At 38.5% G+C, this 24,038-nt stretch carries 24 protein-coding genes and 1 tRNA gene; 11 read left to right on the plus strand and 14 right to left on the minus strand.

The annotated features are described in order from the left end of the window. Nucleotides 1–30 precede the first annotated feature (30 nt). From nadD to ACY2A0_RS07130, 5 genes are all read right to left on the minus strand, one after another. Nucleotides 31–636 carry a nicotinate (nicotinamide) nucleotide adenylyltransferase gene (gene nadD, locus ACY2A0_RS07110; RefSeq protein ID WP_461788869.1) on the minus strand — a complete coding sequence of 202 codons (606 nt, stop codon included), beginning with the start codon at nt 634–636 and terminating at the stop codon, nt 31–33. A gap of 4 nt (nt 637–640) precedes the next feature. Next, nucleotides 641–1,009: a four helix bundle protein gene (locus tag ACY2A0_RS07115; protein ID WP_461788870.1), complete on the minus strand. Its 369-nt coding sequence runs from the start codon at nt 1,007–1,009 to the stop codon at nt 641–643. A gap of 75 nt (nt 1,010–1,084) precedes the next feature. Next, nucleotides 1,085–1,654 carry a guanylate kinase gene (gene gmk, locus ACY2A0_RS07120; RefSeq protein ID WP_461788871.1) on the minus strand — a complete coding sequence of 190 codons (570 nt, stop codon included), beginning with the start codon at nt 1,652–1,654 and terminating at the stop codon, nt 1,085–1,087. Between the two features lie 60 nt (nt 1,655–1,714). Continuing rightward, on the minus strand, nt 1,715–2,578 hold the full coding sequence (locus tag ACY2A0_RS07125; protein WP_461791045.1) for a YicC/YloC family endoribonuclease: 864 nt from the start codon (nt 2,576–2,578) through the stop codon (nt 1,715–1,717). Between the two features lie 902 nt (nt 2,579–3,480). Next, nucleotides 3,481–4,218 (minus strand): lysophospholipid acyltransferase family protein, encoded by a 738-nt coding sequence (locus ACY2A0_RS07130; RefSeq protein WP_461788872.1) that lies wholly within the window; start codon nt 4,216–4,218, stop codon nt 3,481–3,483. A 70-nt stretch (nt 4,219–4,288) separates the two neighbouring features. Between ACY2A0_RS07130 and ACY2A0_RS07135 the strand changes: the two genes are divergently transcribed. Further along, a complete protein-coding gene (locus ACY2A0_RS07135; protein WP_461788873.1) occupies nt 4,289–5,008 on the plus strand; it encodes a hypothetical protein in 720 nt (239 codons plus the stop codon). A 67-nt stretch (nt 5,009–5,075) separates the two neighbouring features. Here the strand turns inward: ACY2A0_RS07135 and rnc are convergent, their stop codons facing one another. The 3 genes from rnc to ACY2A0_RS07150 all read right to left on the minus strand — a co-directional run bounded on the left by rnc (nt 5,076) and on the right by ACY2A0_RS07150 (nt 7,408). After that, nucleotides 5,076–5,804 (minus strand): ribonuclease III, encoded by a 729-nt coding sequence (gene rnc, locus ACY2A0_RS07140; protein ID WP_461788874.1) that lies wholly within the window; start codon nt 5,802–5,804, stop codon nt 5,076–5,078. 85 nt (nt 5,805–5,889) lie between these two features. After that, complete coding sequence (gene fabF / locus ACY2A0_RS07145) at nt 5,890–7,143, minus strand: beta-ketoacyl-ACP synthase II (RefSeq protein WP_461788875.1); 1,254 nt, start codon at nt 7,141–7,143, stop codon at nt 5,890–5,892. 28 nt (nt 7,144–7,171) lie between these two features. Continuing rightward, nucleotides 7,172–7,408, minus strand: coding sequence for an acyl carrier protein (locus ACY2A0_RS07150; RefSeq protein ID WP_008508386.1), 237 nt, complete (start codon nt 7,406–7,408; stop codon nt 7,172–7,174). Between the two features lie 152 nt (nt 7,409–7,560). On the opposite strand from ACY2A0_RS07150, the gene ACY2A0_RS07155 reads away from it, so the two are divergent. From ACY2A0_RS07155 to ACY2A0_RS07170, 4 genes are all read left to right on the plus strand, one after another. Beyond that, on the plus strand, nt 7,561–7,980 hold the full coding sequence (locus ACY2A0_RS07155; RefSeq protein WP_461788876.1) for an IPExxxVDY family protein: 420 nt from the start codon (nt 7,561–7,563) through the stop codon (nt 7,978–7,980). 126 nt (nt 7,981–8,106) lie between these two features. Next, the gene (gene pyk / locus ACY2A0_RS07160; RefSeq protein WP_461788877.1) at nt 8,107–9,537 is read left to right on the plus strand and encodes a pyruvate kinase; all 1,431 of its coding nucleotides are present in this window, start codon (nt 8,107–8,109) and stop codon (nt 9,535–9,537) included. Nucleotides 9,538–9,615: 78 nt separating this feature from the next. Then, nucleotides 9,616–9,702, plus strand: a tRNA-Ser gene (locus tag ACY2A0_RS07165). 174 nt (nt 9,703–9,876) lie between these two features. Further along, nucleotides 9,877–12,201: a S9 family peptidase gene (locus ACY2A0_RS07170; RefSeq protein WP_461788878.1), complete on the plus strand. Its 2,325-nt coding sequence runs from the start codon at nt 9,877–9,879 to the stop codon at nt 12,199–12,201. Nucleotides 12,202–12,252: 51 nt separating this feature from the next. Here ACY2A0_RS07170 and ACY2A0_RS07175 read toward each other — a convergent pair whose 3' ends face one another. The 5 genes from ACY2A0_RS07175 to ACY2A0_RS07195 form a co-directional block, all read right to left on the minus strand. Next, entirely contained in the window at nt 12,253–12,492 is a 240-nt protein-coding gene (locus ACY2A0_RS07175; RefSeq protein ID WP_113638317.1) for a hypothetical protein, read from the minus strand. Between the two features lie 4 nt (nt 12,493–12,496). Continuing rightward, nucleotides 12,497–12,904, minus strand: coding sequence for a c-type cytochrome (locus tag ACY2A0_RS07180; protein WP_198659575.1), 408 nt, complete (start codon nt 12,902–12,904; stop codon nt 12,497–12,499). Nucleotides 12,905–12,947: 43 nt separating this feature from the next. Next, a complete protein-coding gene (locus tag ACY2A0_RS07185) occupies nt 12,948–14,111 on the minus strand; it encodes a PQQ-dependent sugar dehydrogenase (RefSeq protein WP_461788879.1) in 1,164 nt (387 codons plus the stop codon). A gap of 73 nt (nt 14,112–14,184) precedes the next feature. Next, a complete protein-coding gene (locus tag ACY2A0_RS07190; RefSeq protein ID WP_461788880.1) occupies nt 14,185–15,084 on the minus strand; it encodes a bestrophin family protein in 900 nt (299 codons plus the stop codon). Nucleotides 15,085–15,137: 53 nt separating this feature from the next. Beyond that, nucleotides 15,138–16,322: a class I SAM-dependent rRNA methyltransferase gene (locus ACY2A0_RS07195; RefSeq protein ID WP_461788881.1), complete on the minus strand. Its 1,185-nt coding sequence runs from the start codon at nt 16,320–16,322 to the stop codon at nt 15,138–15,140. Nucleotides 16,323–16,484: 162 nt separating this feature from the next. Here ACY2A0_RS07195 and ACY2A0_RS07200 point away from each other — a divergent pair, with 162 nt between their 5' ends. The 6 genes from ACY2A0_RS07200 to ACY2A0_RS07225 all read left to right on the plus strand — a co-directional run bounded on the left by ACY2A0_RS07200 (nt 16,485) and on the right by ACY2A0_RS07225 (nt 21,949). After that, entirely contained in the window at nt 16,485–16,820 is a 336-nt protein-coding gene (locus ACY2A0_RS07200) for a tRNA-binding protein (protein WP_461788882.1), read from the plus strand. 225 nt (nt 16,821–17,045) lie between these two features. Beyond that, the gene (locus tag ACY2A0_RS07205) at nt 17,046–17,525 is read left to right on the plus strand and encodes a nucleoside deaminase (RefSeq protein ID WP_461788883.1); all 480 of its coding nucleotides are present in this window, start codon (nt 17,046–17,048) and stop codon (nt 17,523–17,525) included. A gap of 80 nt (nt 17,526–17,605) precedes the next feature. Beyond that, nucleotides 17,606–18,217: a superoxide dismutase gene (locus tag ACY2A0_RS07210; protein ID WP_461788884.1), complete on the plus strand. Its 612-nt coding sequence runs from the start codon at nt 17,606–17,608 to the stop codon at nt 18,215–18,217. Between the two features lie 305 nt (nt 18,218–18,522). Then, nucleotides 18,523–19,758 carry a serine hydrolase domain-containing protein gene (locus tag ACY2A0_RS07215; protein ID WP_461791308.1) on the plus strand — a complete coding sequence of 412 codons (1,236 nt, stop codon included), beginning with the start codon at nt 18,523–18,525 and terminating at the stop codon, nt 19,756–19,758. Nucleotides 19,759–20,100: 342 nt separating this feature from the next. Beyond that, nucleotides 20,101–21,303, plus strand: coding sequence for a DUF763 domain-containing protein (locus ACY2A0_RS07220; protein ID WP_461788886.1), 1,203 nt, complete (start codon nt 20,101–20,103; stop codon nt 21,301–21,303). A gap of 67 nt (nt 21,304–21,370) precedes the next feature. After that, nucleotides 21,371–21,949 carry a transposase gene (locus ACY2A0_RS07225; protein ID WP_461788887.1) on the plus strand — a complete coding sequence of 193 codons (579 nt, stop codon included), beginning with the start codon at nt 21,371–21,373 and terminating at the stop codon, nt 21,947–21,949. Here the strand turns inward: ACY2A0_RS07225 and recG are convergent. After that, on the minus strand, nt 21,927–24,035 hold the full coding sequence (gene recG, locus ACY2A0_RS07230) for an ATP-dependent DNA helicase RecG (RefSeq protein ID WP_461788888.1): 2,109 nt from the start codon (nt 24,033–24,035) through the stop codon (nt 21,927–21,929). The genes ACY2A0_RS07225 and recG overlap by 23 nt on opposite strands. Nucleotides 24,036–24,038: the final 3 nt, after the last annotated feature.

Below are 24,038 nucleotides of genomic sequence, written 5' to 3' on the forward strand. Positions count from 1 at the left end.
AATCGTAATTCGTCAATCTAAAATCGTAAATCAACGATAAAGGCTTTTCTTATCCATAAAATCTATAACAGCATCCGGCACTAAAAACTGGATGCTTTTTTGTTCCTTTATCGCATTGCGGATAAAAGTAGAGGAAATTTCCATTTGAGGTGTTTGTGTGATTACTACCGACGGGTGGTTCGCCCATTCTGTCAAATCAACTCCCGGTCTTGGGTACACAAATAATTGATGTTGCTCCAGCAAAACTTCGTAATTTTTCCACTTCTTAAAGGAAGCCAAGTTATCAGCACCCATTATCAACGCAAATTTCTTATTAGGATGTTTCTCCTTCAAATAAGTCAATGTATCAATGGTGTATGACGGCTGAGGAAGTTTAAACTCAATGTCGCTTACTTGTAGGTGCGGTGCATTTTCGGTAGCTAAACGCACCATTTCCAAACGATCATACATGTCTGCCAATCCACTTTTTTGCTTCAACGGATTATGCGGTGATACCACAAACCAAACCTCCTTTAAATCGGTATAGCTAGCCATATAATTAGCAATAATTAAATGACCAATGTGAATAGGGTTAAATGAACCGAAAAAGAGACCTGTTTGCAGTTTTCGGTTTTCAGTTTTCAGTTTATGCTGCATAAAATTACTTTGCTCCGTATTTTTCTGGACTATTCATCATGTGGTTAAGCAGTTTTCCAATTTCATCGCTTAAACTAACCAATTTTAAATAATTTTCTTCATTTAAATACCTACAATCTAGTGCAAACTTCAGCCATCCTTTTGTTTCACTGTTTTCCATATCACTATCAGATAACTTGCTGATAAAGTGTGCGGGATATCTGCGTTTTCTATAAGCTTCTACAATACAGATATTCGTAGAGCGGGAAGACCTTCTGATTTGGTCCGTGAGTGAATACATTTCTTCTCTAGGAAATGACTTCGTTATTTCAAAAACCAGCATGGATAGCTCAAATGATTTTTTGTAAACCAATAAATCATTAAAATCGCTCATATGTTTCTATTTAGATAGATATGAAACTTTCTACAGGCGTTCTTTAGGCAACTGAAAACTGTAAATTGAGAACTGTTAACTTCTTAAAAATTCCCCTACTAGCTGCTCGGCTTCGGCACAAGCAGTATCTAAATCAAAATTTTCAAGTATCACATCAAATTTATCGGCGTAGCCTAATTCCTTTTCTGCCTTTGCATAACGCTCTTGTAATTTTTCTTCGCTATCTGTACCTCTACCTGCCAAACGGGTTTTTAAAACCTCTAACGATGGTGGCTGCACAAAAATCGCCAATGCATCTTTTTCAAACTTACGTTTTAAGCGCAGTCCTCCCTCTACATCAATATCAAAAATTACATGCTTGCCTTCATCCCAAATACGTTGTATCTCTGAGCGTAAAGTACCGTAAAATGTACCGCTATACACCTCTTCAAACTCCACAAACTGGTGCTTGGAAACCTTATGTAAAAACTCCTCGGTAGAAATAAAGTAATAATCTTTGCCATCAACCTCGGTTCCCCTCAAATCTCGTGTGGTGGCCGAAATTGAAAAACTTAAGTTATCAAACTTACTTAAAAGGTGCTTTACAATGGTAGTTTTACCAGCTCCAGATGGAGCCGAAAATATAATGAGTTTGCCTTGTTTCATATTGTTGAAAGGTTATAACGCTGAAAAGTTGAAACGTTGCAACATTTCAACCCTCCAATTTTACAACACATTAAGTAACTGTTCTTTAATTTTTTCTAACTCTTCTTTCATTCCCACCACCAACTGCTGTATTTGCGCATCATTAGCTTTGGAACCCATCGTATTAATTTCTCTGCCTATTTCCTGTGAAATAAATCCAAGTTTTTTACCGTTGGCGTCCTTATCTTTCAAAGTTTCAACAAAATAATCACAGTGACTTTTTAAGCGGGTTTGCTCTTCGGTGATGTCCAATTTATCAATGTAATAAATTAGCTCTTGCTCAAATCTATTTTGGTCATAGTTCACTTTTCCCACTGTATCTTCCAAAAATTGCGTCAATCTGTTCTTGATATTCGGAATTCTAAGTGGTGCCAGCTTAGCGACATCATCAAAAAAGGCCATAATATTTTTTATGCGTAGCTCTAAATCAGCTTTTAAGATTGCACCCTCATCAATCCTAAACTGATTGAAATTTTTCAAGGCTTTTGCAAACGTACTTTCTAAAACCTTCCACTCGCTTTCACTAGCTTCCTCTTCGGTATAAGTAATTACTTCTGGCAAATTCAATACCGTAGGCAAAAGGTTATCAATGTTAGCCCCTAAGCTTTTATTAACCTCAATCAGCTGATTATAGTATTTCTTTAAAAGAATTTCATTGATAGAAGCCCCTTTCTGTGTCTCTTCACTGCGTTCAACAGTAATCGCGATACTCACCTTGCCTCGTTCAATTTCCTTATTGCACAAGTTGCGCAGGTAAAGTTCTTTATCCGAAAAAGCTTTAGGGATTTTCAAACCCAACTCTAAAAACTTCGAGTTTAGCGACTTGATCTCGACAGAAAACTTCACACTTTCGTGATCGGTGGATGCCAAGCCAAAGCCGGTCATTGATTTTATCATGTGCAAAGATAGTAAAAAGGATTTGAGCTAGAACGTGTAAGCCGTAAGGTTTTGAATATAGCCTAATTAATTGAAAACATATGTCAGTAATTCTTCGGTTGCGATAGCCCTGCTGTCCATTATAGCCCTCGTTCCTCGGGGCTGCCATTGCCATCAGGTTTAACAAACTTAGTTCGGGGCCTTAGTCCTGCTAACTGACCCTGAAATAAATTCAGGGTGACGATATATGGACGGTTCGTCATGCTTAATTTGTTTTACTTCGCAGCTTTTCGCTACGCTACAGGTCAGCATCAGCTTTTAAATATTTCTTAACTAACGTGAGTTCGGAATAAAAGAATTATGCTATTTGCTAGCGATAGCGCTTCAAATCTTCGTTCAGCTAATTTTCGGTCTCTTATTTTTTAACAAGTTTTATTTTGTTTTAATGGTGTTAAAGAGCGCTTTTCGGTATTCGGGTTGCACCAATAAGCCAAAGCTCTTTCTTTGAAAGAAACCTGCGAAGCAAGCATGAAAACAATTGAAAACAAAAAATGAGGCTGAATAAATAAGCAACCGAGAGTTTTTGTTACTTTTTGCGGCCAAACCTGAGCGTAGCGAAAGCTTGAATACCAAAAAAATAAACAAAGTATGAAAAATGTAAGAGCCCAGCGGCGGCGAGCTAAAAGAACACGTTTAATATAAATTTTTCTAGAGTTGTAAAAGTCCTTAACCCAAACTCAAGTTAACTACATATTTAAACTCAAACATAACCCTCTTGATTATAAAAAATCCAAACATCGCGTTGATTAGTGAAAAAGCTGTTCAGCAATTTTCACTGCTAATCTGACGTTTACCTCATTGCACAAACTTTGTCAATCTTAATCAACATGATGCCGGTAAGATTGACAAAGTTATCGGCAACTCTTTATCGCTTCCTCCATCAAATCATAAACCTTCTTTTTCAACGCAGGCACATCCTCCATACTTAAACCACTTACCGAAACTTCGGGCAATAAAATGGTAGTGATTAAACCCGGCCTAGCCAAAAGTGGGGTTTTCCTAGGCAGCAGCGTTCTATTGTTAATCATCACGAAAGGTATGATAGGCGTTTGTGTTTCAATCGCTATGCGAAATGCTCCATCATAGAAATCGGCAAGTGGCTTTTCAGTTTGGTTCATCGTTCCTTCAGCAAAAATCAGGACCGACTGCCCATTGGCAATATCCGTCTTTAAAGCAGCCACGGATTCCTCCCTACTTTCCTTACTGCTCCTATCAATTAACACTACAATACGTCTATAGATTAATCCAAATATCGGAACCTTAGTAATTTCTACTTTTCCCAAAGCGCTAAAATACTGCGGTAAGCTTATACAAACTGCCACCGCATCTAAATAAGAGCCGTGGTTTCCAACATAAATATGTGATTTTGAAGTGTCAACCTTGGAACGATTTCGGGTAGTTACCCAAAAACCGCTGAAAATGCTAAACAAGCCGGCCCAAATTCGCAACACAACTAAAATTGTGCGCTTTCCAGTAGCTAAAGGTAATGTTGCCGAGAACAGCAATACGAAAGGCAAAGCCATTAACATCAACGCAATAAATATGATTGAGGCGTATAAAAGATACAAGCTGGACAACACCTTTCGCATGGTTTAACCTTTTTTAACTCACCAAAAATCGAAACATTTGTTAAGTTTACAAATAAATACTAGCATTGCTATGTTTTACAAGCTCAAATACCTATTCTGTTTTGCTTTTTTGTTGCTTAGTGCCAGTACACTATATGCACAGCAGAATTTTACGGTTACCGGTGTGCTTTTTGAAAAAGGAACTACCCTGCGCATTGCCTTAGCCGAAGTGAAAAATAAACGAACAGGCTTTTCGGCAGGCAGTAACGATATTGGACTTTTCACCATTAAAGCTACTATCGGCGATACGCTATCGGTGACAAAACGCAACTTCAGCGACTTACAGGTTGTAATTAGAGACACAAAAGACTTGGTGCTATATCTTAACAAAGGCACCATGCTAAACGAAGTAGTAGTTACCGGACAAACAAAAAAACAAGCGCTTAACGAAGTAAAGAAAGACTTTCGAAACAAGGGATCTTTTTATGGAGGTAAACCGCCGTTACTTTCATTCATTTTTTCTCCGCTTACGGCATTTTATGAACTATTTGGCCGTACTCCAAAACAGGCTCGCAGATTCAACACCATGTATCAAAACGAAATGCAAGATAGCCACGTTGATCAATATTACAACAAAACGTTAATCAATCAACAAACTGGTTTAAGCGGAAAAGAACTAGAAGATTTTTTAGTGAATTACAGGCCAACTTATGATCAAGCAAAAAATTGGAATGTATATGATGGCATCAAGTGGATCAACGATTCCTACAAAAAGTATAGTGATACCGCTGGAAAAGCTAAAAGTAATTAGTTGTGTAGATTCCTGTTTTTTGGTTGATTAGATAATTAGCTCATCATCATATCAACTCATTATCACATTAAATAGACAATGCTTCGCAGGCTTTTTCAGCTGCTAATTTCTCAGCATTCTTTTTGTTATAATCTCTTCCAACGCCGTAGCTTTCGCTATCAATAACTACCTTAACTGTAAATAACTTAGCGCTTTCACCTTCGCCATTTTCAATTACGTCGAATGAAATATCTTTACCTTGACGTTGGCACCACTCAATTAGGCGGCTCTTGAAATTGGTTTCGGTAATTTCTAAATGATGGATATCAACGTATGGTTTAATAATACGTTTCAGGATAAGATTTTTGGTGAAGTTATAGCCTTTGTCCAAATAAATGGCGCCAATTAATGCCTCAAAGGCATCACCATACATAGAATGATGTTTAGATTGGAAATTGACCGTCTTTTGATCAAAGATAATGAGCTCATCAAAACCCATTTTACGTGCCAACTGATTTAAATTTGCCCTATTTACAATTTTGGAGCGCATCTCAGTTAAAAAGCCTTCCTCTTTGTAGGGATAACTTTTAAATAGCAGCTCGGCAACTACAGCACCTAATATCGCATCACCTAAAAACTCTAATCTTTCATTGCTACTACGACTACCATTTTTCAACAACTTAGCAACAGACCGATGCCTGAATGCCATTTTGTACAGCGCAAGGTTACCTGGCACAAAACCAAGCACATTCTTCAGTTTTTTAACAAACTGCTTGTTAGGCGAAAAATAAAGTTTATAAATGCTGAACAAAGACATCAACTAGCAACACAAAATTTAATTACAACAAAAGCATTTGCATAAATATACCATACAATTGCCCTTATGCCATAATTTTTTTTGGTTAATCTTCGTATTTTTTGAAAACAACCGAAGCATTATGACCACCAAAGCCAAAAGTGTTACTAATAGCAGCTCTAACCTCACGTTTTTGCGCCTTATTGAAAGTAAAATTCAACTTAGGATCAAATTCAGGATCATCTGTAAAGTGATTGATGGTTGGAGGCACCGTATTAGTATTGATTGCCAAAATAGTTGCCAATGCTTCTACAGCTCCAGCAGCACCCAATAAGTGGCCTGTCATGGATTTTGTAGAGCTAATGTTCAGCTTGTAAGCATCTTCACCAAATAAATCAACAATTGCTTTGGCCTCTTGCACATCGCCTAGTGGCGTAGAAGTACCGTGTACGTTGATATAATCAATTTGGTTAGTTTCCAAGCCAGCATCAGCCAATGCTTTGGTCATTACCATTTTTGCACCTAAACCTTCTGGATGTGGAGCAGTGATATGGTGCGCATCTGCGCTCATACCGCCACCTACAATTTCAGCATAAATTTTAGCACCACGAGCTTTCGCGTGCTCCAACTCTTCCAAAATAATAGTACCAGCACCTTCTCCGGCTACAAAACCATCACGATCTTTATCGAAAGGACGAGAGGCAGTTGCCGGATCATCATTACGAGTAGATAAAGCATGCATTGCGTTAAAACCACCCATACCCGCTTCGTTGATAATTGCTTCCGAACCACCGCTAATAATGATATCAGCCATGCCCAAGCGAATGTAATTGAATGCATCAATCATCGCATTGGTTGAAGAAGCACAAGCAGAAACGGTTGCGAAGTTTGGCCCACGCAATCCATACTTCATTGAGATATGCCCTGGAGCAATATCAATAATCATTTTAGGGATAAAGAATGGGTTATACCTAGGCGTACCATCTCCTTTGGCGAAGTTGGTAACCTCGTCTAAGAAAGTTTTTAAACCTCCAATTCCAGCGCCCCAAATTACGCCAATTCGGTTGGTGTCAAGTGTAGAGAAATCGTATCCTCCATCTTTAACCGCCTCTTCAGTGGCAACAAGTGCGTACTGCACAAACGGATCCAACTTGCGAGCTTCCTTTTTATCCAGATAATCTTCCGGATTAAAGTTTTTCACTTCGCAAGCAAACTTCGTTTTGAATTTTTCAGTATTGAAACTTTTGATAGGCGCAGCGCCGCTCACACCATTTGTTAAAGCCTCCCAAAATTCGGGAACACTATTTCCAATTGGAGTGAGCGCACCCAACCCAGTAACTACTACTCTTTTTAATCCCATTTATAAGTATTGTACAGAAAAAGTATTTCTACTTAACGTTTTTTTCTAAATAAGCAATTGCTTGACCTACAGTACCGATAGTTTCAGCTTGATCATCAGGAATAGCTACATTAAATTCTTTTTCAAATTCCATGATTAGCTCTACAGTGTCTAATGAATCAGCACCTAAGTCGTTTGTGAATGAAGCCTCTGGCGTAACTTCGCTTTCGTCAACACCTAGTTTTTCTACGATAATAGCCTTTACTCTTGAAGCAATATCAGACATAATTTTATAATTTAATGGTTAAATAATTCTGTGCAAAGAAAAATAAATTCTCACACTTTTCAAATGTTTTTATTTCTCTATCAATTTTAAAGGTTTAAAACCCAAAGTAAAATTAGTTTTATAATTTCGTAATTCTAACAAAAAAATGCATTTTGAACAAAACTTATTTAAAACTGTCGCTTGATCTAGATTTCGTCCTAATAGCCATTACAGCATCGCTTAAAGACTATGTTTTGTGCCATAAGATAAACACCAATCTTAATTTTGAGTTTTGTAAAATTGACGATCACGAAGTTTATTTTAATACCGACGAGCCTCCGGTTTCTTTTTCTAAATATTATTTTTTTGTGGAGGAAGGTGAGCGAGAATATTTTTTGGTGAGTAACAGGAATAGCGAAGGCTTTTTAGTTCCGGAGATGAACAAGGTTGATTTTTTTATGATTATACACCAATTTATCGACAAAGAAGACCTCAATTTTATCATCAGCAACTTGAACAAAATACCTGATATTCAGGTAGCTGCACAAATAGATGTAAAGAAATTAAAATCAAAGGAAAACTTGGTAATGTAATTTTTATATTGTTAGTGTAGTAAATACACTATATTTGAATTATCAAATCAAACTGAAATAGTATAACAGCGCTGGATCAAGCTGGCTAGATGGCACTTGTTTCGAGCGGCAATAACAAAATAATTAATGAAACCTTTTCATTCAAGAACCAAAATTGTGGCCACTTTGGGCCCAGCATCAGCTAAACCAGATGTTTTATACAGTATGTTTAATGCAGGTTTAGATGTTTGCAGATTGAACTTTTCTCACGGCTCGCAAGCTGATCACCAAGCCGTAATCGACACCATTAGAGATATCAATAAAAAACATAAATACAATGTTGGTATTTTAGCCGATTTGCAAGGGCCTAAAATTAGGATTGGCATGGTTAAAGATGGTGGAATTAACCTTGTAAACGGCAACAGAACCATTATCACTACTCAAGAATGTATAGGTAATGAAGAACGTATTTACATTACTTACGAAAATTTCCCTCAAGATGTAAAAGCTGGTGAAATTATCCTTTTAGATGATGGCAAGCTGCAAATGCGTGTGCTGGAAACTAATTATAAAGACGAGGTAGTTTGCGAAGTAGTGCATGGTGGTATCCTTACTTCTAGAAAAGGCGTTAACTTGCCAAACACAAAGGTTTCCATTCCTTCATTAACCGTGGAAGATCGAAAAAACCTTGATTTTGTATTAGAAAGCGATGTTGAGTGGATTGGTCTTTCGTTTGTACGTAACGCAGCTGACATTGTAGAGTTAAAGGACATTATCAAAGAAAAAGGCAAAACTGCTAGGGTAGTAGCCAAAATCGAAAAGCCAGAAGCAATTGCCAACATTGATGAAATTATTGCAGTAACTGATGCGGTAATGGTTGCTCGTGGAGATTTAGGTGTGGAAATGCCAATGGAAGAAGTGCCTTTGTTGCAAAAGATGATTGTTAACAAATGCAGAGCAGCTTCTAAACCGGTAATTATTGCTACACAGATGTTGGAAAGCATGATCACTACGCCGCGACCTACACGAGCGGAAGTTAACGACGTTGCCAATTCTGTACTTGATGGTGCTGATGCGGTAATGTTGAGCGGAGAAACATCAGTAGGCGAGTTTCCTTTGATCGTGATTGAAACCATGCAGAAAATCATCAATAATATTGAAGAAAATAACTATCCGTTCCACTCAGAAAAATTTTTGAAGCCCAAATCTGATGGTTTCTTAGGTGATGCGGTATGCGACTCGGCTTGCTTTTTAGCTAAGCAAACAGACGCAGTAGGTATTGTTACAATGACTTCAAGTGGATACACAGCCTTTGAAGTCGCTAGTCACCGTCCTTTTGCCCCAATATTTACTTTTACCAGCAACGAAAGTTTGTTGAATACGTTAAGCTTGGTTTGGGGTGTTAGAGGTTTCTTTTACGATAAATTTGAGAGTACTGACAAAACCATTGAAGAAGTTAATGATTTATTGAAAAAGAAAAAATTAGTGAAAAAAGGTGATGTAGTGATCAACACAGCATCAGTACCATTAGTTAAAAGAAGCAGAACTAATACGGTAAAAGTTACTGTAATAGAGTAAAAATATGATTTGGAAAGCCTCAGCTTTGCGGTTGAGGCTTTTCTGTTGGGTTTAAAATTTTAATTTTGCCCAGATATCGGAGAGGTGTCAGAGTGGTCGAATGAGCAAGCCTGGAAAGTTTGTATACTCGCAAGGGTATCGAGGGTTCGAATCCCTCCCTCTCCGCAACCTTTGTTGCAAAATACCTTATAAAATAATCGACTTTGGTAAAAGTTTTTTTTGGCAACTCAAGCCAAACGCAAAACAAATCAGTTTTAATTTAAATTCTGTATCATTATTAATACTTTGTACTGTAAATCACTTCGTGATTTTAATTTAGTTCATTATTTCGTTCCGAAAATGAAAAAACAACTATTAACCATCAGTACTATTTTAACAGTATTTACTTTGAAAGCTCAAAACAAAATACTTACTGCTAAGGACTATGAAAGGGCAGAGCAATTTTTAAGCTATAACATTGAACCTTTAGTAGGCGGCACGGCGGTATACCCCAACTGGACTTCGGGTGAGCGCTTCAGATACTTAGCTAACACTAAAAACGGCAAAGAATTTTTATTGGTTGATCCAGCTAAAAAAAGTAAAGTAGCAGCGTTTGACCATCAAAAGCTAGCTGATGCACTTAACCAAGCAACTGGGAAAAAATACGAGCCTTATGCCTTACCTTTCCAAACCGTCAATTTTGCTGATGATGAGCAATCGTTCCAATTTATGGCCGATGGTCAACTTTGGAATTTCAATGTGAGTACCAACACGCTAACGGAGAGCAAATCTGCAGCAGGCAGGGGATCTGCAGGCCGTGGTGGTGCAATGAACAGGATGGGCGGTTTTGCAGAATCGGTATCGCCCGATGGCAAGAAAGCTGTTTACATTAAAGATTGGAACTTATGGTTAAAGGATTTGGCTTCGAAAAAAGAAACGCAGCTTACCTTTGATGGCGTGAAAGATTACGGCTATGCTACCGACAATGCAGGCTGGAAAACCAGTGATAGAGCAATTGTTCGTTGGTCGCCAGATTCAAAAAAAGTAGCTACTTATCAGCAAGATCAGCGTCACCTTAACGATATGTACCTTGTAACTACCAATGTAGGTGCGCCAACATTAAAAGCCTGGAAATACCCTTTGCCAGGTGATAAAGAGGTGGCCAAATTACGCAGAGTGGTAATTGACGTGGAAAATGCAAAGGTGGTAAGCTTGCAAATTCCTTTGGACGACCACCGCAGTTCGTTAAGTGATGATATTGTTGACGGTGGCCAGCTAGCTGATATTGATTGGAATCCGGATGGAACCGAGTTTGCTTTTTTATCCACTTCTCGTGATCATAAAATTTCTAAATTACAACTGGCCAATGCAACCACAGGAGCCGTTAGAGAAATCTTTACTGAAACGGTGAAGACACATTTCGAATCAGGCGTAAATTCCATCAACTGGAGATATCTTCCAAAAACCAACGAAATTTTGTGGTACTCGGAACGAGATAACTGGGGTCATTTGTACCTATACGATGCCAAAACTGGCAAGCTTAAAAATCAGATCACCAAAGGAAATTGGTTAGTAGGCAGACTAATTAAAGTTGATGAGAAAAATAGAAAGCTGTATTTCACAGGTTATGGCAAGGAAAAGGGAAACCCGTATTTTTCTTACCTGTACCAAATTAATTTTGACGGAAAAGGCCTCACCTTGCTTACACCAGAGGAGGGCAACCATCAAGTAAGCTTCTCGCCCGATTTTAATTATGTTGTAGATGCTTACTCGCAACCTAATGTACCTACAGTTACGGTTTTACGTGATATTAAAGGGAAGCTAATTGACGAGCTTGGCAGGGTTGATGTAAGTAAACTGACTGCCAAAGGTTGGAAAGCGCCTGATGTGGTGAAACTAGTTGCTGCTGATGGCAAAACTGATATTTACGGATTGGTATTTACACCAACTCAAATGGAAGCGGGCAAAAAATATCCTGTTGTAGACTATATTTATCCAGGGCCGCAGGGCGGAAGTGTCGGTAGCTGGTCGTTTGCGGCTACCAGAGGCGATCATCAAGCGCTTGCTGAACTTGGCTTCATCGTGGTGTTAATCGAAGGAACTAGCAACCCAATGCGTTCAAAAAGTTACCACGATATGAACTACGGAAACATGGGCGAAAACACCTTGCCTGATCAAATTACCGGAATTAAACAGCTGGCAGAGAAATATCCAATCGATATTGATAAAGTAGGGATTTGGGGACATTCGGGAGGCGGTTTTGCTACTGCTGCTGCTTTGTTCAAATATCCTGATTTTTTCAAAGTAGGTGTGTCGCAGGCAGGTAATCATGACAATAGAAACTACGAGGATGATTGGGGAGAGCGATACAATGGTTTGGCAGAAAACTCGGACTATGCCGCACAAGCCAACCAAACCCACGCTAAAAACCTTAAAGGAAAATTAATGTTAGCACACGGCATGATGGACAATAACGTGCCGCCCTACAATGTTTATTTAGTAATTGATGCGTTAAACAAAGCCAACAAAGATTATGATTTAGTACTATTTCCTCATAGCAGCCACGGCTTTGGAGCTAACAATCCGTACATGATGCGCCGCAGATGGGATTACTTTGTAAAGCACTTACAAGGAGCAGAACCTCCAAAAGAGTTTAACTTAAGAGGTACCATTCAAAATCAATAATGTACTGCTACAGACTTACGAAGTTTAAAAACTTCGTAAGTCTTAAAAGATTCAAGAATTATCATCTAGCTTTCGTTTGGCTTTCACATGATCCGCCAATTCATACGTTGATTTTTGTTCATCGCCTTTGGCGCTTTTCTTGTCTATCAACAAAAGAATGATCAAGGAAATAATTGGTATGAGGAAAGAGATAAAAAACCAGAACCAAAAGCTTTTTCCAATGCTTCGGGCATAAATTCCTGCTACTAATTGAGGGATCATCAAAAAACACAGCAGCAGTATTTCTGGCATTGGCTTACTTCTCTTTAATTTCAGCTACCTGCTTTTCGGTAACTAAGGTTAAATTTTTATTGCCGAAAGAATTTCTGATATAATTCATTACATCCGCAATTTCATCATCAGCAAAGCCAGATGGCGGCATTGCATTGTTATAATCAACACCGTTTACCTTTACTGCACCTCGCATCCCAAACTTTATAGCATGTATTGCTTTTTCAGGATACTTTATTAAAAAATCTGCTTTTGCTAAGGGAGGAAATGTTCCTTTCAGTCCTTCGCCATTGGCTAAGTGGCAGGTAATGCAACTTTCCTCATAAAGCGCCTTCCCCCTTTGTACGCTCTTGCCTAGTTCATCCTGCGGAGCAGAAAAAAACACAAGTGCATATAATGAGGCACAACCTAAGCTTAATACTATTTTCATCATTCCGAATATTTAACAGCACGTTGAAATGCCTGCTTATAAACCTTTACGATTTAGGGCTGATTTTAACAATCGAACCATTGCTTTCTATCACAACATAGATATTGCCATCCGGGCCTTCTTTTAAATCTCTTACCCTTCCTATTTTTTCGAAAACAACTTCCTTCTTCACTACCTTGTTATCCTTAACTACCAAATGCTCAATATTTTGGAATTTAAGAGAACCCACCAACAAATCGCCATTCCAATCTTTAAACTTCGTACTGGTAACAAAAGTCATTCCGCAAGGCGCAATTGATGGTTTCCAGTAAATTACAGGCTGTTCCATTCCTGGTGCTTCGGTTTTATCCGATATAATTGAATTATCGTAATCGATGCCATAAGTAATTAACGGCCAACCATAATTTTTACCTTTTTCAACAATATTTAGCTCGTCGCCTCCTTGCGGGCCATGCTCATGTTCCCAAATGGTGCCATTTTTTGGATGCATCACCAAGCCCTGCGGGTTACGATGACCATAGCTCCAAATCTCCGGCAAAGCATCTTTAGTTTTCACAAAAGGGTTATCCGTAGGAATTTTGCCATCTTCATGCAATCGCACCATTTTACCTTGCGCTTTGCCCAAATTTTGGGCATTTTCTTTTTGACCTCTTTCGCCCAAAGTCAAAAACACATACCCTTTTTTATCGAATAATATTTTTCCACCGAAGTGTACACCGCCCTTTACATTAGGGCTAGCTTTGTATAAATGCTCAATATTTGTCAATTCATATCCATTCAATTTGGCACGCATTAAAGCGGTATTTGCGCCACCATCTTCTCCAGCTTCCCCTTCTTTTTTAGGTGATGAATAACTGATGTAGATCCATCCGTTTTCCTTATAATTAGGATGCAACACCACATCAAGCAAACCGCCTTGTCCGCGGAAATAAACCTTAGGAATACCAGCAATTTCTTTTGGATCTAGCTGTCCTCCTTTAACGATGCGCAATTTTCCAGTTCTTTCAGTAACTAAAGCCCTACCATCAGGCAAAAAAGCCATAGACCAAGGCATGTTTAAGCCCGTAACAATGGTTTCTGTTTTAAACTTACTGTCATCTAAATTGGGCTTTTCCGAAGAGCTGCTGCTAAATAGTACCGCAGCGCATGCCATTAGCGCAAAACCGAATAAAAACTTTATTGACTGCTGTATTGAGGTTCCAAATTTCATAAAGGGAATTTTTCCTAAAGATATTAATAAGGCTCAAAAATATAGTGTAAATAGCGCATTACAAACCTAATAACTACAATACGTACTCATCGTTAATTGGTGTAACGGGTGCCGGTATTTCTTCTTCTCCCATCATCTGCAACAAATTAATTTCGATGGTTCTGGTAATTTGATTTAGCGGAATGCCAGCTACGTTGTTTTCAAACGGATCAACCAAATTCATTCCGTTAATTTGGGTCGATACAAACACGAAGCCGATCATCCAGCCCATAAAAATTGACCATACACCCATTTCCTGACTAATTACCAAGGTAAAACTTACCACAAAAAGCCAAATGAAAACCTTAGTGAGGTAGCTGTAGGTAGTTGGGAATACCGTGTTTTTAATTCGTTCGCTCATACCCATCTCATCGCTAAAACGCACCAACATTTCATTAATTTGGATGAACCTAAAACCATCAACCTGATTAGTTTTTGAGAGCAGTTCTAAATCATCCGATTGTTTGTGCAAAATTGCATTGTGCTTATTGCTTTGTTTATCTATATATTTCCATTCCGCATCGTCCAAATACTTAGGATAATTGGTATCAGCAACGCCCCTTAAAGCGCCCTTAAGTACATACAAAAATGCGATATGCCTGCGGATCATCCGTTTCACAATTACATCATTTGCTTCGCTTTGCGGCACATAACTTAGCAAACTCCTTGCAAAAGACCGAGAATCGTTAACCAAGCCTCCCCAAACTTTTCTTGCTTCCCACCATCTATCGTAAGCTTGGTTATTGTTAAAACCTATAAAAAAAGCAATTGCAGTTCCTAAAACCGTTGGAATAATGGTTGGGATAGAGAAATGGTGTGCAATTAGGTACTCGCGAATGAAATAAGCTCCCATACAGGAAGCAATCATAATTAAATCTACCTGCCAAGTATTACGTACTATTCTACTCAGCCGAATATTATTGATAAGAAGCATCGGTGTTTCTGTTTGTTGGTTTGTTCAACACCAATTTACAGAAATTGTTTTGCTTATACTACACGCACCAACAAGCCTTTTAAATATTCACCTTCTGGAAAAGAAAGCCTTACGGGATGATCTTCCGGCTGGCAAAACTGTTTGATGATTTGCACTTCCTTGCCAGCATCCAAAGCCGCCCAAGCGATAATTTGCTTAAAGGTTTCGATATCGACCGCACCTGAGCAAGAAAAAGTAGCTAATAAGCCTCCGCTTTCTAACAGCATCAAACCACGACGGTTCAAGTCTTTGTAGGCACGGGCAGCTCTATCCAACGCAGAGCGAGAAGGCGCATATTTTGGTGGATCTAACACCACCACATCAAATTTATGCTGCTCATCGTTAAATTGACGTAGTTGTTTATTTACATCACTTTGGATGGCAGTATGTTTGCTCGCATCAAATTGATTCAATGCAATGTTCTGTTTTAGGGTTTCAATAGCTAAAGCAGAGCTATCTACTGATGTTACTTGGGATGCGCCCTCAGCCAAAGCATTTAAGCTAAATCCGCCACTATAGCTAAAGCAGTCGAGCACTTTTTTATTCTTAGTGTAAGAAGCCAAGATTTTCCGGTTATCACGTTGGTCGCAGTAGAATCCAGATTTTTGGCCCTCAGCAATGTTGATATGGTACTTAATGCCGTTCTCTTTCACCTCGATAAACTCCTCTGGATTTTCTCCCCAAAGCAAGCCATTCTCGGCCGTGATGCCTTCATGTGTACGAGCAGTAGCATCGCTTCTATCAAAAATACCTTTGGGCTGCAGCAACTTTACAAGAGCCGAAATGATTACTTCCTTCGCTTTTTCAATTCCGGAGCTTAAAATTTGCACCGAAAGGAAATCAGCATACTTATCTACAATTAAGCCAGGCAAAAAATCGGCTTCACTAAAAATTAACCTACAAGCGGTAGTGTTTTCACTCAATAAATTAGCACGACCAGCAATCGCAGTTTTAATTTTACTTTCGTACCAATCTGCATCAATTGTAGCTTCCTCACTCCATTCTATCAACCTAACCGCCACTCTCGACTGATCGTTGTAATATCCATAAGCTAAAAATTCTCCGTTTGCATCTATCACACGTACCACCTCTCCATTTGCAGGTTTTCCTTTTACCTTATCCAATGCACCAGAAAATATCCAAGGATGACGCTGATAAACCGCTTTTTCTTTACCTTTTTTTAGCTTGATTTCTACCATTTTGCAAAGATATGTAAAAGTGGTCAGTTGTTAGGAATCAGTAGTTAGTTACGGAAACTAGTTTATCGATACAAAGAGCATTAAAAAAGATAATTTATAAATACTTCTTTAAATAAACCTTGTGCGCTTCGTGTCTTGGTGGTTTAATATTATTTTTACGGAATGGAAGAGATCACATGGAACGATTTTGAAAAGGTGGAACTTAGAGTTGGAACAATCATTGAAGCTTTTGAATATCCAGAAGCTAGAAAACCAGCTTATAAAGTGAAGGTGGATTTTGGAGATTTTGGAATAAAGATGAGCAGTGCTCAAATCACCAAACATTATACCATTGAAGATTTAATTGGGAGACAGATTGTTGGCGTGGTAAACTTTCCTAAAAAACAGATTGGCAAGTTCATGAGCGAATTTCTGGTAACAGGCTTTGCCGACGAAAATGGCGATATTGTATTAAGCACTGTAGAACGCAAAGTGCCAAACGGCAGTAAGTTGATTTAGTCAGAAAGTTTAAAGCCCGCAAATCCCATGATTAACCTCAATCGTAATTCGTAAATCTAAAATCGTAAATCAAATGTCAGAAAGTTTAAAGTCCACAAGCCCGATGATCAACCTCAATCGTAATTCGTAAATCTAAAATCGTAAATCAAATGTCAGAAAGTTTAAAGTCCACAAGCCCGATGATCAACCTCAATCGTAATTCGTAAATCTAAAATCGTAAATCAAATGTCTTTCTATAATTTCGAAGCAAGTACTAACCCGCAACAAGAAGATGAGCATTTTATGCGTTTGGCTTTAAACGAAGCTAAAAAAGCTTATGATGCACAGGAAATTCCTATCGGGGCAGTGGTAGTTTGTAAGGGAAAAATCATTGGTAGGGGCTACAACCTTACCGAACAGTTGAACGATGTTACAGCACACGCTGAAATGCAAGCTTTTACTGCAGCGGCACAAACGCTAGGTGGTAAGTATTTGAAAGATTGTACGCTTTACGTAACTATTGAGCCTTGTGTAATGTGCGCAGGCGCAAGTTACTGGACTCAAATTAGCAGGGTGGTGTATGGTGCCAAAGAAGAAAAACGAGGTTTTACCAAGATCAATCAAAACCTTTTACACCCTAAAACGTTGTTAAAAGGAGGAGTTTTGGCCGAAGAATGCCGTAGTTTGATGTCCACATTTTTTATCAATAAGCGAAAACAAAGTTGACAAACAATTGAATAAAACTTAACGTATCTCTATTATATTTGTAGAGATAACATTTAAATAACCTTAAAATACATATTATTATGGCTTTTGAATTACCAGCGTTAGCATACGCAACCGACGCATTAGAACCACATATCGATAAAGCAACCATGGAAATTCACCATGGCAAACATCACCAAGCTTATGTTACCAATTTAAACAAAGCTTTAGAAGGCAAACCTGAAGCTAATAGCAGCATCGAGGATATCATCAAAAACATTTCGAAGTTTCCTGCAGCTGTACGCAACAATGGCGGTGGGCACTTTAACCACACTTTATTTTGGACTGTTTTAGGACCTAACAAAGGTGGCGAGCCAACCGGAGATTTAGCAAAAGCAATTAACGAAGCTTTCGGTTCTTTTGCTGATTTCAAAACTAAAATTCAAGAGGCAGGTGCAACTCGTTTCGGTTCAGGTTGGGCTTGGCTTTCGGTAGGTGCTGATGGCAAATTGTTTGTTTCATCTACACCAAACCAAGATAATCCATTAATGGATATTGCTGAGCAAAAAGGCACGCCTATTTTTGGTATCGATGTTTGGGAGCACGCTTACTACTTAAAATATCAAAACAAACGTCCTGATTATTTAGCTGCAATTTGGAATGTAGTTAATTGGGATGCAGTTGCAGAGCGTTACAAAAAAGCAAAAGTTTAAGCCTATACACTGGGTTAAATAATTCGATTCTTCGGAGAAGAAAAATAGCCTGCAAAGGCACAAAGCCCCAACCAAAAGTTGGGGCTTTTTAGTTTATCGATGGCACAGATAACCTTTTCCCAATCTGATGACCTAGATACTTATCAACCCGAATAAATGAATTACAATATAGATAGCGCCATAAAATCATTAGCACAATTATCTAAATCCAATTAATGGTTCAGAACAACAATGTTTAAAACTCTTTTATCGTTAAGTTTTTAAGAATGCTTAATTTTCCAGCTTTTAACACTTGCTACACATCAATGAAATTTAATATACTAGTTACAGCTATAGCCCTCTCCTTTTGTACCCTAACAGCTTGCACAAGCAAAGAAGAAAAAGAGAAAAAAGTTGCAGAAAATAAAAAGCTAAGAAAACCCGAAGATGATAAGGCCGACAGTATTTTATTACTTTACGATAAAAACAAAGAAGATAAATGGATTGCCGATTTTGTAAATAACCTGCATAAGAAATTTAATTTCAATGGCAATGTTTTAGTGGCCAAAAAAGGCAAAATTATTTACCAGGGCGCTAAAGGTTGGGCCGACTATCTGCATCGCGATAGCTTAAAAATCAATTCAGAGTTTGAACTAGCGTCTATCACTAAAACTTTTACTGGTACTGCCATTATGCAATTGGTGGAAGCGGGCAAGCTTAGCCTCGACGATAACGTTAAAAAATTCTTTCCAAATTTCCCTTACGATGGCATTACGGTAAGACTACTATTACCACATCGTAGCGGAATGATGAATTACGTATATTTCATTGACGACATTTGGCGCAAGGAAAAACGCAACATGAAAAAAGGCATTACCAACCAAGAAGTAATGGATGTGATTGCCGAGAAAAAACCTAATCCATACACACAACCTGACAGAGTGTTTCACTACAACAATTCTAACTATATGGTGTTAGGTGCTATTGTCGAAAAAGTGAGCGGCATGCGTTATTCGCAATACATGATGGAGCACGTTTTTAAACCTGCAGGGATGAAACATACACACGTATATTCGAAAGCGGAGTATGAAAAAATTCCGGTAGACGTAGTAGGACATGATCGCAATAGTTTCCGCTACTCTGTGGTACAAAACTTTTTAGATGGGCCAGTTGGCGATAAAGGAATCTATAGCACAATACATGATTTAGTGCTGTATGACAAATACCTTCGTAACGAGAGGCTGCTCAAAAACTCATCTTTAGATTCAGCTTATAAAGGCAGGAACAAACCTGTTAATGGTCACTTCAATTACGGCTATGGCTGGCGCATGTTTGATGGCAAAGGAATGGATAAGGTGGTTTATCATACAGGCTGGTGGCATGGTTTCCGACACATTTATGTGAGAGATTTGGACAAAGATATTGTGGTAATTTTCTTAGGTAACCTAACCAATGGCAGCTTACTCCATTTAGACGATTTGTACAAGCATTTAAAGATGCCTATTATCCGCAAAGGTGCTTACACAGGTAGTGGTTCTGCTCCGGGCAGCGACGAGGATTAATTTTAAATAGTTAATTGTGTTAATTAGAAGCGCAAAACAATGTACTTCTATGTTACTATTTTCCCACCCGACCTGTTCCGATACTCGGAATCCGTTTAATCTTTTTGTGTGCTGTTGCCGTCATTTCGAACTTAGAGAGAAATCTGTTATATAGACGCGATTAACTTGGAGATTTCTCCCTGAGTTCGAAATGATGCTATAAAAAGGATATCACTGCTGTAGGGGCTATAAACAAAATCCTTTGCAAATCAGTCAGGTTTCTTTGCAAAATCATTACTCTCTGCTGAAACTTTCAAAATCTTAATGCATTAATTCCTTAAATTTTGCTAAATTTGTTAGCAAATGAAAAGAACAGGTCTAGCTGATTTACCTTTACATTACGGCGCCGTTCCGCCTTGGCTTGCCGAGCGGATGGCAAAATTGGGTTTGGCCATCACTGAGCAAATCTTAGCCAACAAAGGCAAAAAAGACTTCTTAAGCAGAATGAGCAGTCCTTTTTGGTTTCAAAGCCTCGGTGCAGTAATGGGCATGGATTGGCATTCCTCTGGCATTACCACTTCTGTAATGGCTGCTTTGAAAAAAGCGATCAATCCTAATGCAGCTAGCTTTGGTTTATATGTTTGCGGTGGTAAAGGTAAATTTTCAAGAGAAACACCAGCCGAACTGAATAAGTTTGCACTGCAACATGGCCTAGATGCCGACAATTTAGTGCGAAGCAGTAAGCTATCTGCAAAGGTTGATAATACAGCTATACAGGACGGTTTTCAATTATACCAACATAATTTTATTGTAAGCACTGAAGGTGAGTGGACAGTAGTACAGCAAGGCATGAGTGATATTAGCTCAACTGCTCGTAGATACCATTGGCATTCGTCAAATGTACAATCATTTACTGACGCACCACACACGTTCATTTATGGCCAAAACCAAGGTAAAATCCTAAATTTAACGGATAAAAAAGCGCAGCCGATTAAAGCTTCGATGCTGGAGATAATGGCTGAACCTCCGCAAAAAATGTTGGCGGAGATTAGCAAATTGGTGATGCCAAAACACCATGATGTACGAGCAAAAGACGTTGACTTAAAGAGACTCGGATCGGTATTATGGTTAGCCCAAAACAATAATATTTCCAATTTTGATGAATTGCTGTTGTTAGAAGGCCTAGGACCCCGTACGTTACAGTCATTAGCTTTGGTTAGCGAAGTAATTTATGGTGCTCCTTCGCGGTTTAAGGATCCAGCCCGCTTTTCCTTCGCAAATGGAGGCAAAGATGGACATCCATTTCCGGTTCCGGTAAATGTATACGATGAAACCATCAACACCTTGAATGATGCCATTCAAAAATCAAAAATTGGTAATACCGATAAAGCACAGGCTATCAAATCTCTTCATCAAATTGCTGCAAGGGCAGAAAAAGATTTTATTCCAAATGGAAACTTTAATGAATTGATTGAAAAGGAAAGAGCAGATTCGTGGAAATACGGAGGTAGGACGGTATTTGGAAAGGCAAAAAAACCGGATAATCAGTTAGATTTGTTTGGTTAAGCCACTTAGACTTACGAAGTTTTAAAAACTTCGTAAGTCTGAATATTTTCTTAAATTCATATCACCTATGAAAAAAGAAGAAGGAAAATATTATCACATCCATAATCGAGGAAACAATAAGCAAAAAATCTTTCTTGACGACGAGAATTATCTATTCTTTTTAAGCAAGTTTAAAAAATATTTAATACCTAATATTGATGTATTTGCATATTGTTTAATGCCAAATCATTTTCATTTCTTTATACGAATTAATGATTTATCAGCTTTCGAAAATGGGATTAAGAAATTCTTTATTTCCTCTGCAAAAGCTATCAACAAAAAATACGATAGGGTTGGAAGTTTGTTTCAAGGGCGCTATAAAATCTCCGAAATAGAGTCTGATGCGTACTTCACAAGAATTATAACTTACATTCATCAAAATCCAGTCGTTTCAAAACTAACGGATAAATTAGAAGAGTATAAATTTTCGTCCTATTCGGCATATGTGCAATTACATCAGAGCTCCTTATTAAAAAGAGAAGATGTACTTGAATGGTTTGGAGGATTAAAAAGATTTGTTAATTCCCACAAAATTATTGAGACTTACGAAGTTTTGAAAACTTTCGTAAGTCTACAAATGAGCACTAGGAAATCTTATCGAAACTAATTCCCGTATGCTTTTTAGCAAGGTAATTTCTTAGCAAAATATTTTCAGGAAGTTGAACATTTGGATCTTTATCGAGAAGTTCAATTACAGTATTTCGTGCTTCTTGTAAAATCACTTGATCTTTTGCTAAATCTGCAACTTTAAGTTCTACAGTACCACTTTGCATAGTGCCAGTAATGTCTCCAGGGCCACGCAACTCCAAATCAATTTCCGAAATTTCAAAACCGTTATTGGTGCGAACCATCGTATCAATTCTCTTTTTAGACGTAGGATTGAGCTTGTCCTTCGACATTAAGATACAAAACGATTGCTCAGCGCCACGGCCAACTCGCCCACGTAATTGATGCAATTGGGATAAACCAAATCGCTCTGCGTTTTCGATCACCATCACCGAAGCATTAGGCACATTAACACCCACCTCAATCACCGTAGTGGCTACCATAATTTGTGTTTTGCCGTCGATGAATTGCTGCATCTCAAACTGCTTATCTGCATTACTAAGTTTCCCATGAACAATACTGATTTGATATTGCGGCCTTGGGAATTGATAGCTCAACTGTTCAATGCCGGCTTCCAAATGCAGCAAATCCAATTTCTCGCTTTCTTTAATTAATGGATAAACGATATAGACCTGACGACCTTTCGCAATCTCTTCCTTCATCATCCCGAACATGCGCATACGTCTACTTTCAACGAAATGGAGCGTCTGTATCGGTTTTCTTCCTGCTGGTAGTTCATCAATAACGGAAACATCTAAATCTCCATACAAAGTCATCGCCAACGTACGCGGAATAGGTGTAGCTGTCATCACCAAAACATGTGGCGGAACTACATTTTTGCGCCACAGCTTTGCTCTCTGCTCCACACCAAAGCGATGTTGCTCATCAATCACTACCAAACCTAAGTTCTTGAATTGCACTTTATCTTCAATTAATGCGTGGGTACCAACCAAAATATCAATCTCCCCACTTTCCAACTGCTGGTGTAAAACTGTGCGTTGTTTCTTAGTGGTACTTCCAGTAAGAATAGCCACATTCACCAACTCGCCCTTTAACATCCCAACCAATGATTCATAGTGTTGACGTGCTAGAATTTCCGTAGGCGCCATCATACAGGCCTGACAACCATTATCATTAGCAAGCAGCATACTCATTAATGCTACCACGGTTTTGCCACTACCAACATCGCCTTGCACTAAACGGTTCATCTGAGCTCCACGCTGCGTATCAATCCTAATTTCCTTAACTACCCGCTTTTGCGCATTGGTTAAATCGAAAGGGATGATTTCATTATAAAACCTATTAACGCGATCGCCTACATTGCTAAACAATGCTCCTTTGAACTTTAAACTTCTTAAATGCTTATTATGTAACAGTTGTAGCTGAATGAAAAACAGCTCTTCAAACTTAAGTCGGCGTTCTGCTTGTTGCAGCGACTTTGCATCAGCAGGAAAATGGATATGGATTAGTGCATCTTTCTTGCTTATCAATTTATACTTATCCAATACATATTGCGGCAAGGTTTCCCTAACTTCTCTTGCAAATTGTTCTACAATCTGTTGAACCAACTTTTGGATCCCTTTGCTATCTAAAAAATTCTTCTTTAATTTTTCTGTAGAATGATAGATGGGCTGCAGTGTAATGTTTCCTGTAATTCCAGCGTTTTTTCTTGGGTAAGTTTCTAAATCAGGATGCGATATGCTAAAACCATTGTTAAAAAAGGTTGGCTTGCCAAAGGCGATATAATAATTTCCAGTGAAGATATTATCCTCCACCCATTTTAAACCCTGAAACCACACTAGCTCCATGATGCCGGTATCATCCTGAAACCTAACTACAATTCGTCTTTTTTGCTTTTCACCAACAATTTCCCTACTCATCACCTTACCTACTATTTGCACCAACGGCATATCAGGATTAAGCTCAGCGATTTTGTAAAACCGGGTTCTATCGATGTATCGAAATGGATAATAATGTAAAAGCTGTTCACAGGTAAAGCAACCTAGTTCCTTTTGCAGCAACTCAGCACGCTTAGGGCCAACACCCTTTAAATAGGCCAAAGGAGTTTCTAAGTTAGATGCGTACAAAGC

The organism is Pedobacter sp., from assembly GCF_965249885.1.
Classification (GTDB): domain Bacteria; phylum Bacteroidota; class Bacteroidia; order Sphingobacteriales; family Sphingobacteriaceae; genus Pedobacter.

What these genes read in the sequence shown, in the direction of transcription:
- nadD (WP_461788869.1), bottom strand. Translation starts at nt 636, where the DNA reads ATGCAGCATAAACTGAAAACTGAAAACCGAAAACTGCAAACAGGTCTC.
- ACY2A0_RS07115 (WP_461788870.1), bottom strand. Translation starts at nt 1,009, where the DNA reads ATGAGCGATTTTAATGATTTATTGGTTTACAAAAAATCATTTGAGCTA.
- gmk (WP_461788871.1), bottom strand. Translation starts at nt 1,654, where the DNA reads ATGAAACAAGGCAAACTCATTATATTTTCGGCTCCATCTGGAGCTGGT.
- ACY2A0_RS07125 (WP_461791045.1), bottom strand. Translation starts at nt 2,578, where the DNA reads ATGACCGGCTTTGGCTTGGCATCCACCGATCACGAAAGTGTGAAGTTT.
- ACY2A0_RS07130 (WP_461788872.1), bottom strand. Translation starts at nt 4,218, where the DNA reads ATGCGAAAGGTGTTGTCCAGCTTGTATCTTTTATACGCCTCAATCATA.
- ACY2A0_RS07135 (WP_461788873.1), top strand. Translation starts at nt 4,289, where the DNA reads ATGTTTTACAAGCTCAAATACCTATTCTGTTTTGCTTTTTTGTTGCTT.
- rnc (WP_461788874.1), bottom strand. Translation starts at nt 5,804, where the DNA reads ATGTCTTTGTTCAGCATTTATAAACTTTATTTTTCGCCTAACAAGCAG.
- fabF (WP_461788875.1), bottom strand. Translation starts at nt 7,143, where the DNA reads ATGGGATTAAAAAGAGTAGTAGTTACTGGGTTGGGTGCGCTCACTCCA.
- ACY2A0_RS07150 (WP_008508386.1), bottom strand. Translation starts at nt 7,408, where the DNA reads ATGTCTGATATTGCTTCAAGAGTAAAGGCTATTATCGTAGAAAAACTA.
- pyk (WP_461788877.1), top strand. Translation starts at nt 8,107, where the DNA reads ATGAAACCTTTTCATTCAAGAACCAAAATTGTGGCCACTTTGGGCCCA.
- ACY2A0_RS07170 (WP_461788878.1), top strand. Translation starts at nt 9,877, where the DNA reads ATGAAAAAACAACTATTAACCATCAGTACTATTTTAACAGTATTTACT.
- ACY2A0_RS07175 (WP_113638317.1), bottom strand. Translation starts at nt 12,492, where the DNA reads ATGCCAGAAATACTGCTGCTGTGTTTTTTGATGATCCCTCAATTAGTA.
- ACY2A0_RS07180 (WP_198659575.1), bottom strand. Translation starts at nt 12,904, where the DNA reads ATGATGAAAATAGTATTAAGCTTAGGTTGTGCCTCATTATATGCACTT.
- ACY2A0_RS07185 (WP_461788879.1), bottom strand. Translation starts at nt 14,111, where the DNA reads ATGAAATTTGGAACCTCAATACAGCAGTCAATAAAGTTTTTATTCGGT.
- ACY2A0_RS07190 (WP_461788880.1), bottom strand. Translation starts at nt 15,084, where the DNA reads ATGCTTCTTATCAATAATATTCGGCTGAGTAGAATAGTACGTAATACT.
- ACY2A0_RS07195 (WP_461788881.1), bottom strand. Translation starts at nt 16,322, where the DNA reads ATGGTAGAAATCAAGCTAAAAAAAGGTAAAGAAAAAGCGGTTTATCAG.
- ACY2A0_RS07200 (WP_461788882.1), top strand. Translation starts at nt 16,485, where the DNA reads ATGGAAGAGATCACATGGAACGATTTTGAAAAGGTGGAACTTAGAGTT.
- ACY2A0_RS07205 (WP_461788883.1), top strand. Translation starts at nt 17,046, where the DNA reads ATGTCTTTCTATAATTTCGAAGCAAGTACTAACCCGCAACAAGAAGAT.
- ACY2A0_RS07210 (WP_461788884.1), top strand. Translation starts at nt 17,606, where the DNA reads ATGGCTTTTGAATTACCAGCGTTAGCATACGCAACCGACGCATTAGAA.
- ACY2A0_RS07215 (WP_461791308.1), top strand. Translation starts at nt 18,523, where the DNA reads ATGAAATTTAATATACTAGTTACAGCTATAGCCCTCTCCTTTTGTACC.
- ACY2A0_RS07220 (WP_461788886.1), top strand. Translation starts at nt 20,101, where the DNA reads ATGAAAAGAACAGGTCTAGCTGATTTACCTTTACATTACGGCGCCGTT.
- ACY2A0_RS07225 (WP_461788887.1), top strand. Translation starts at nt 21,371, where the DNA reads ATGAAAAAAGAAGAAGGAAAATATTATCACATCCATAATCGAGGAAAC.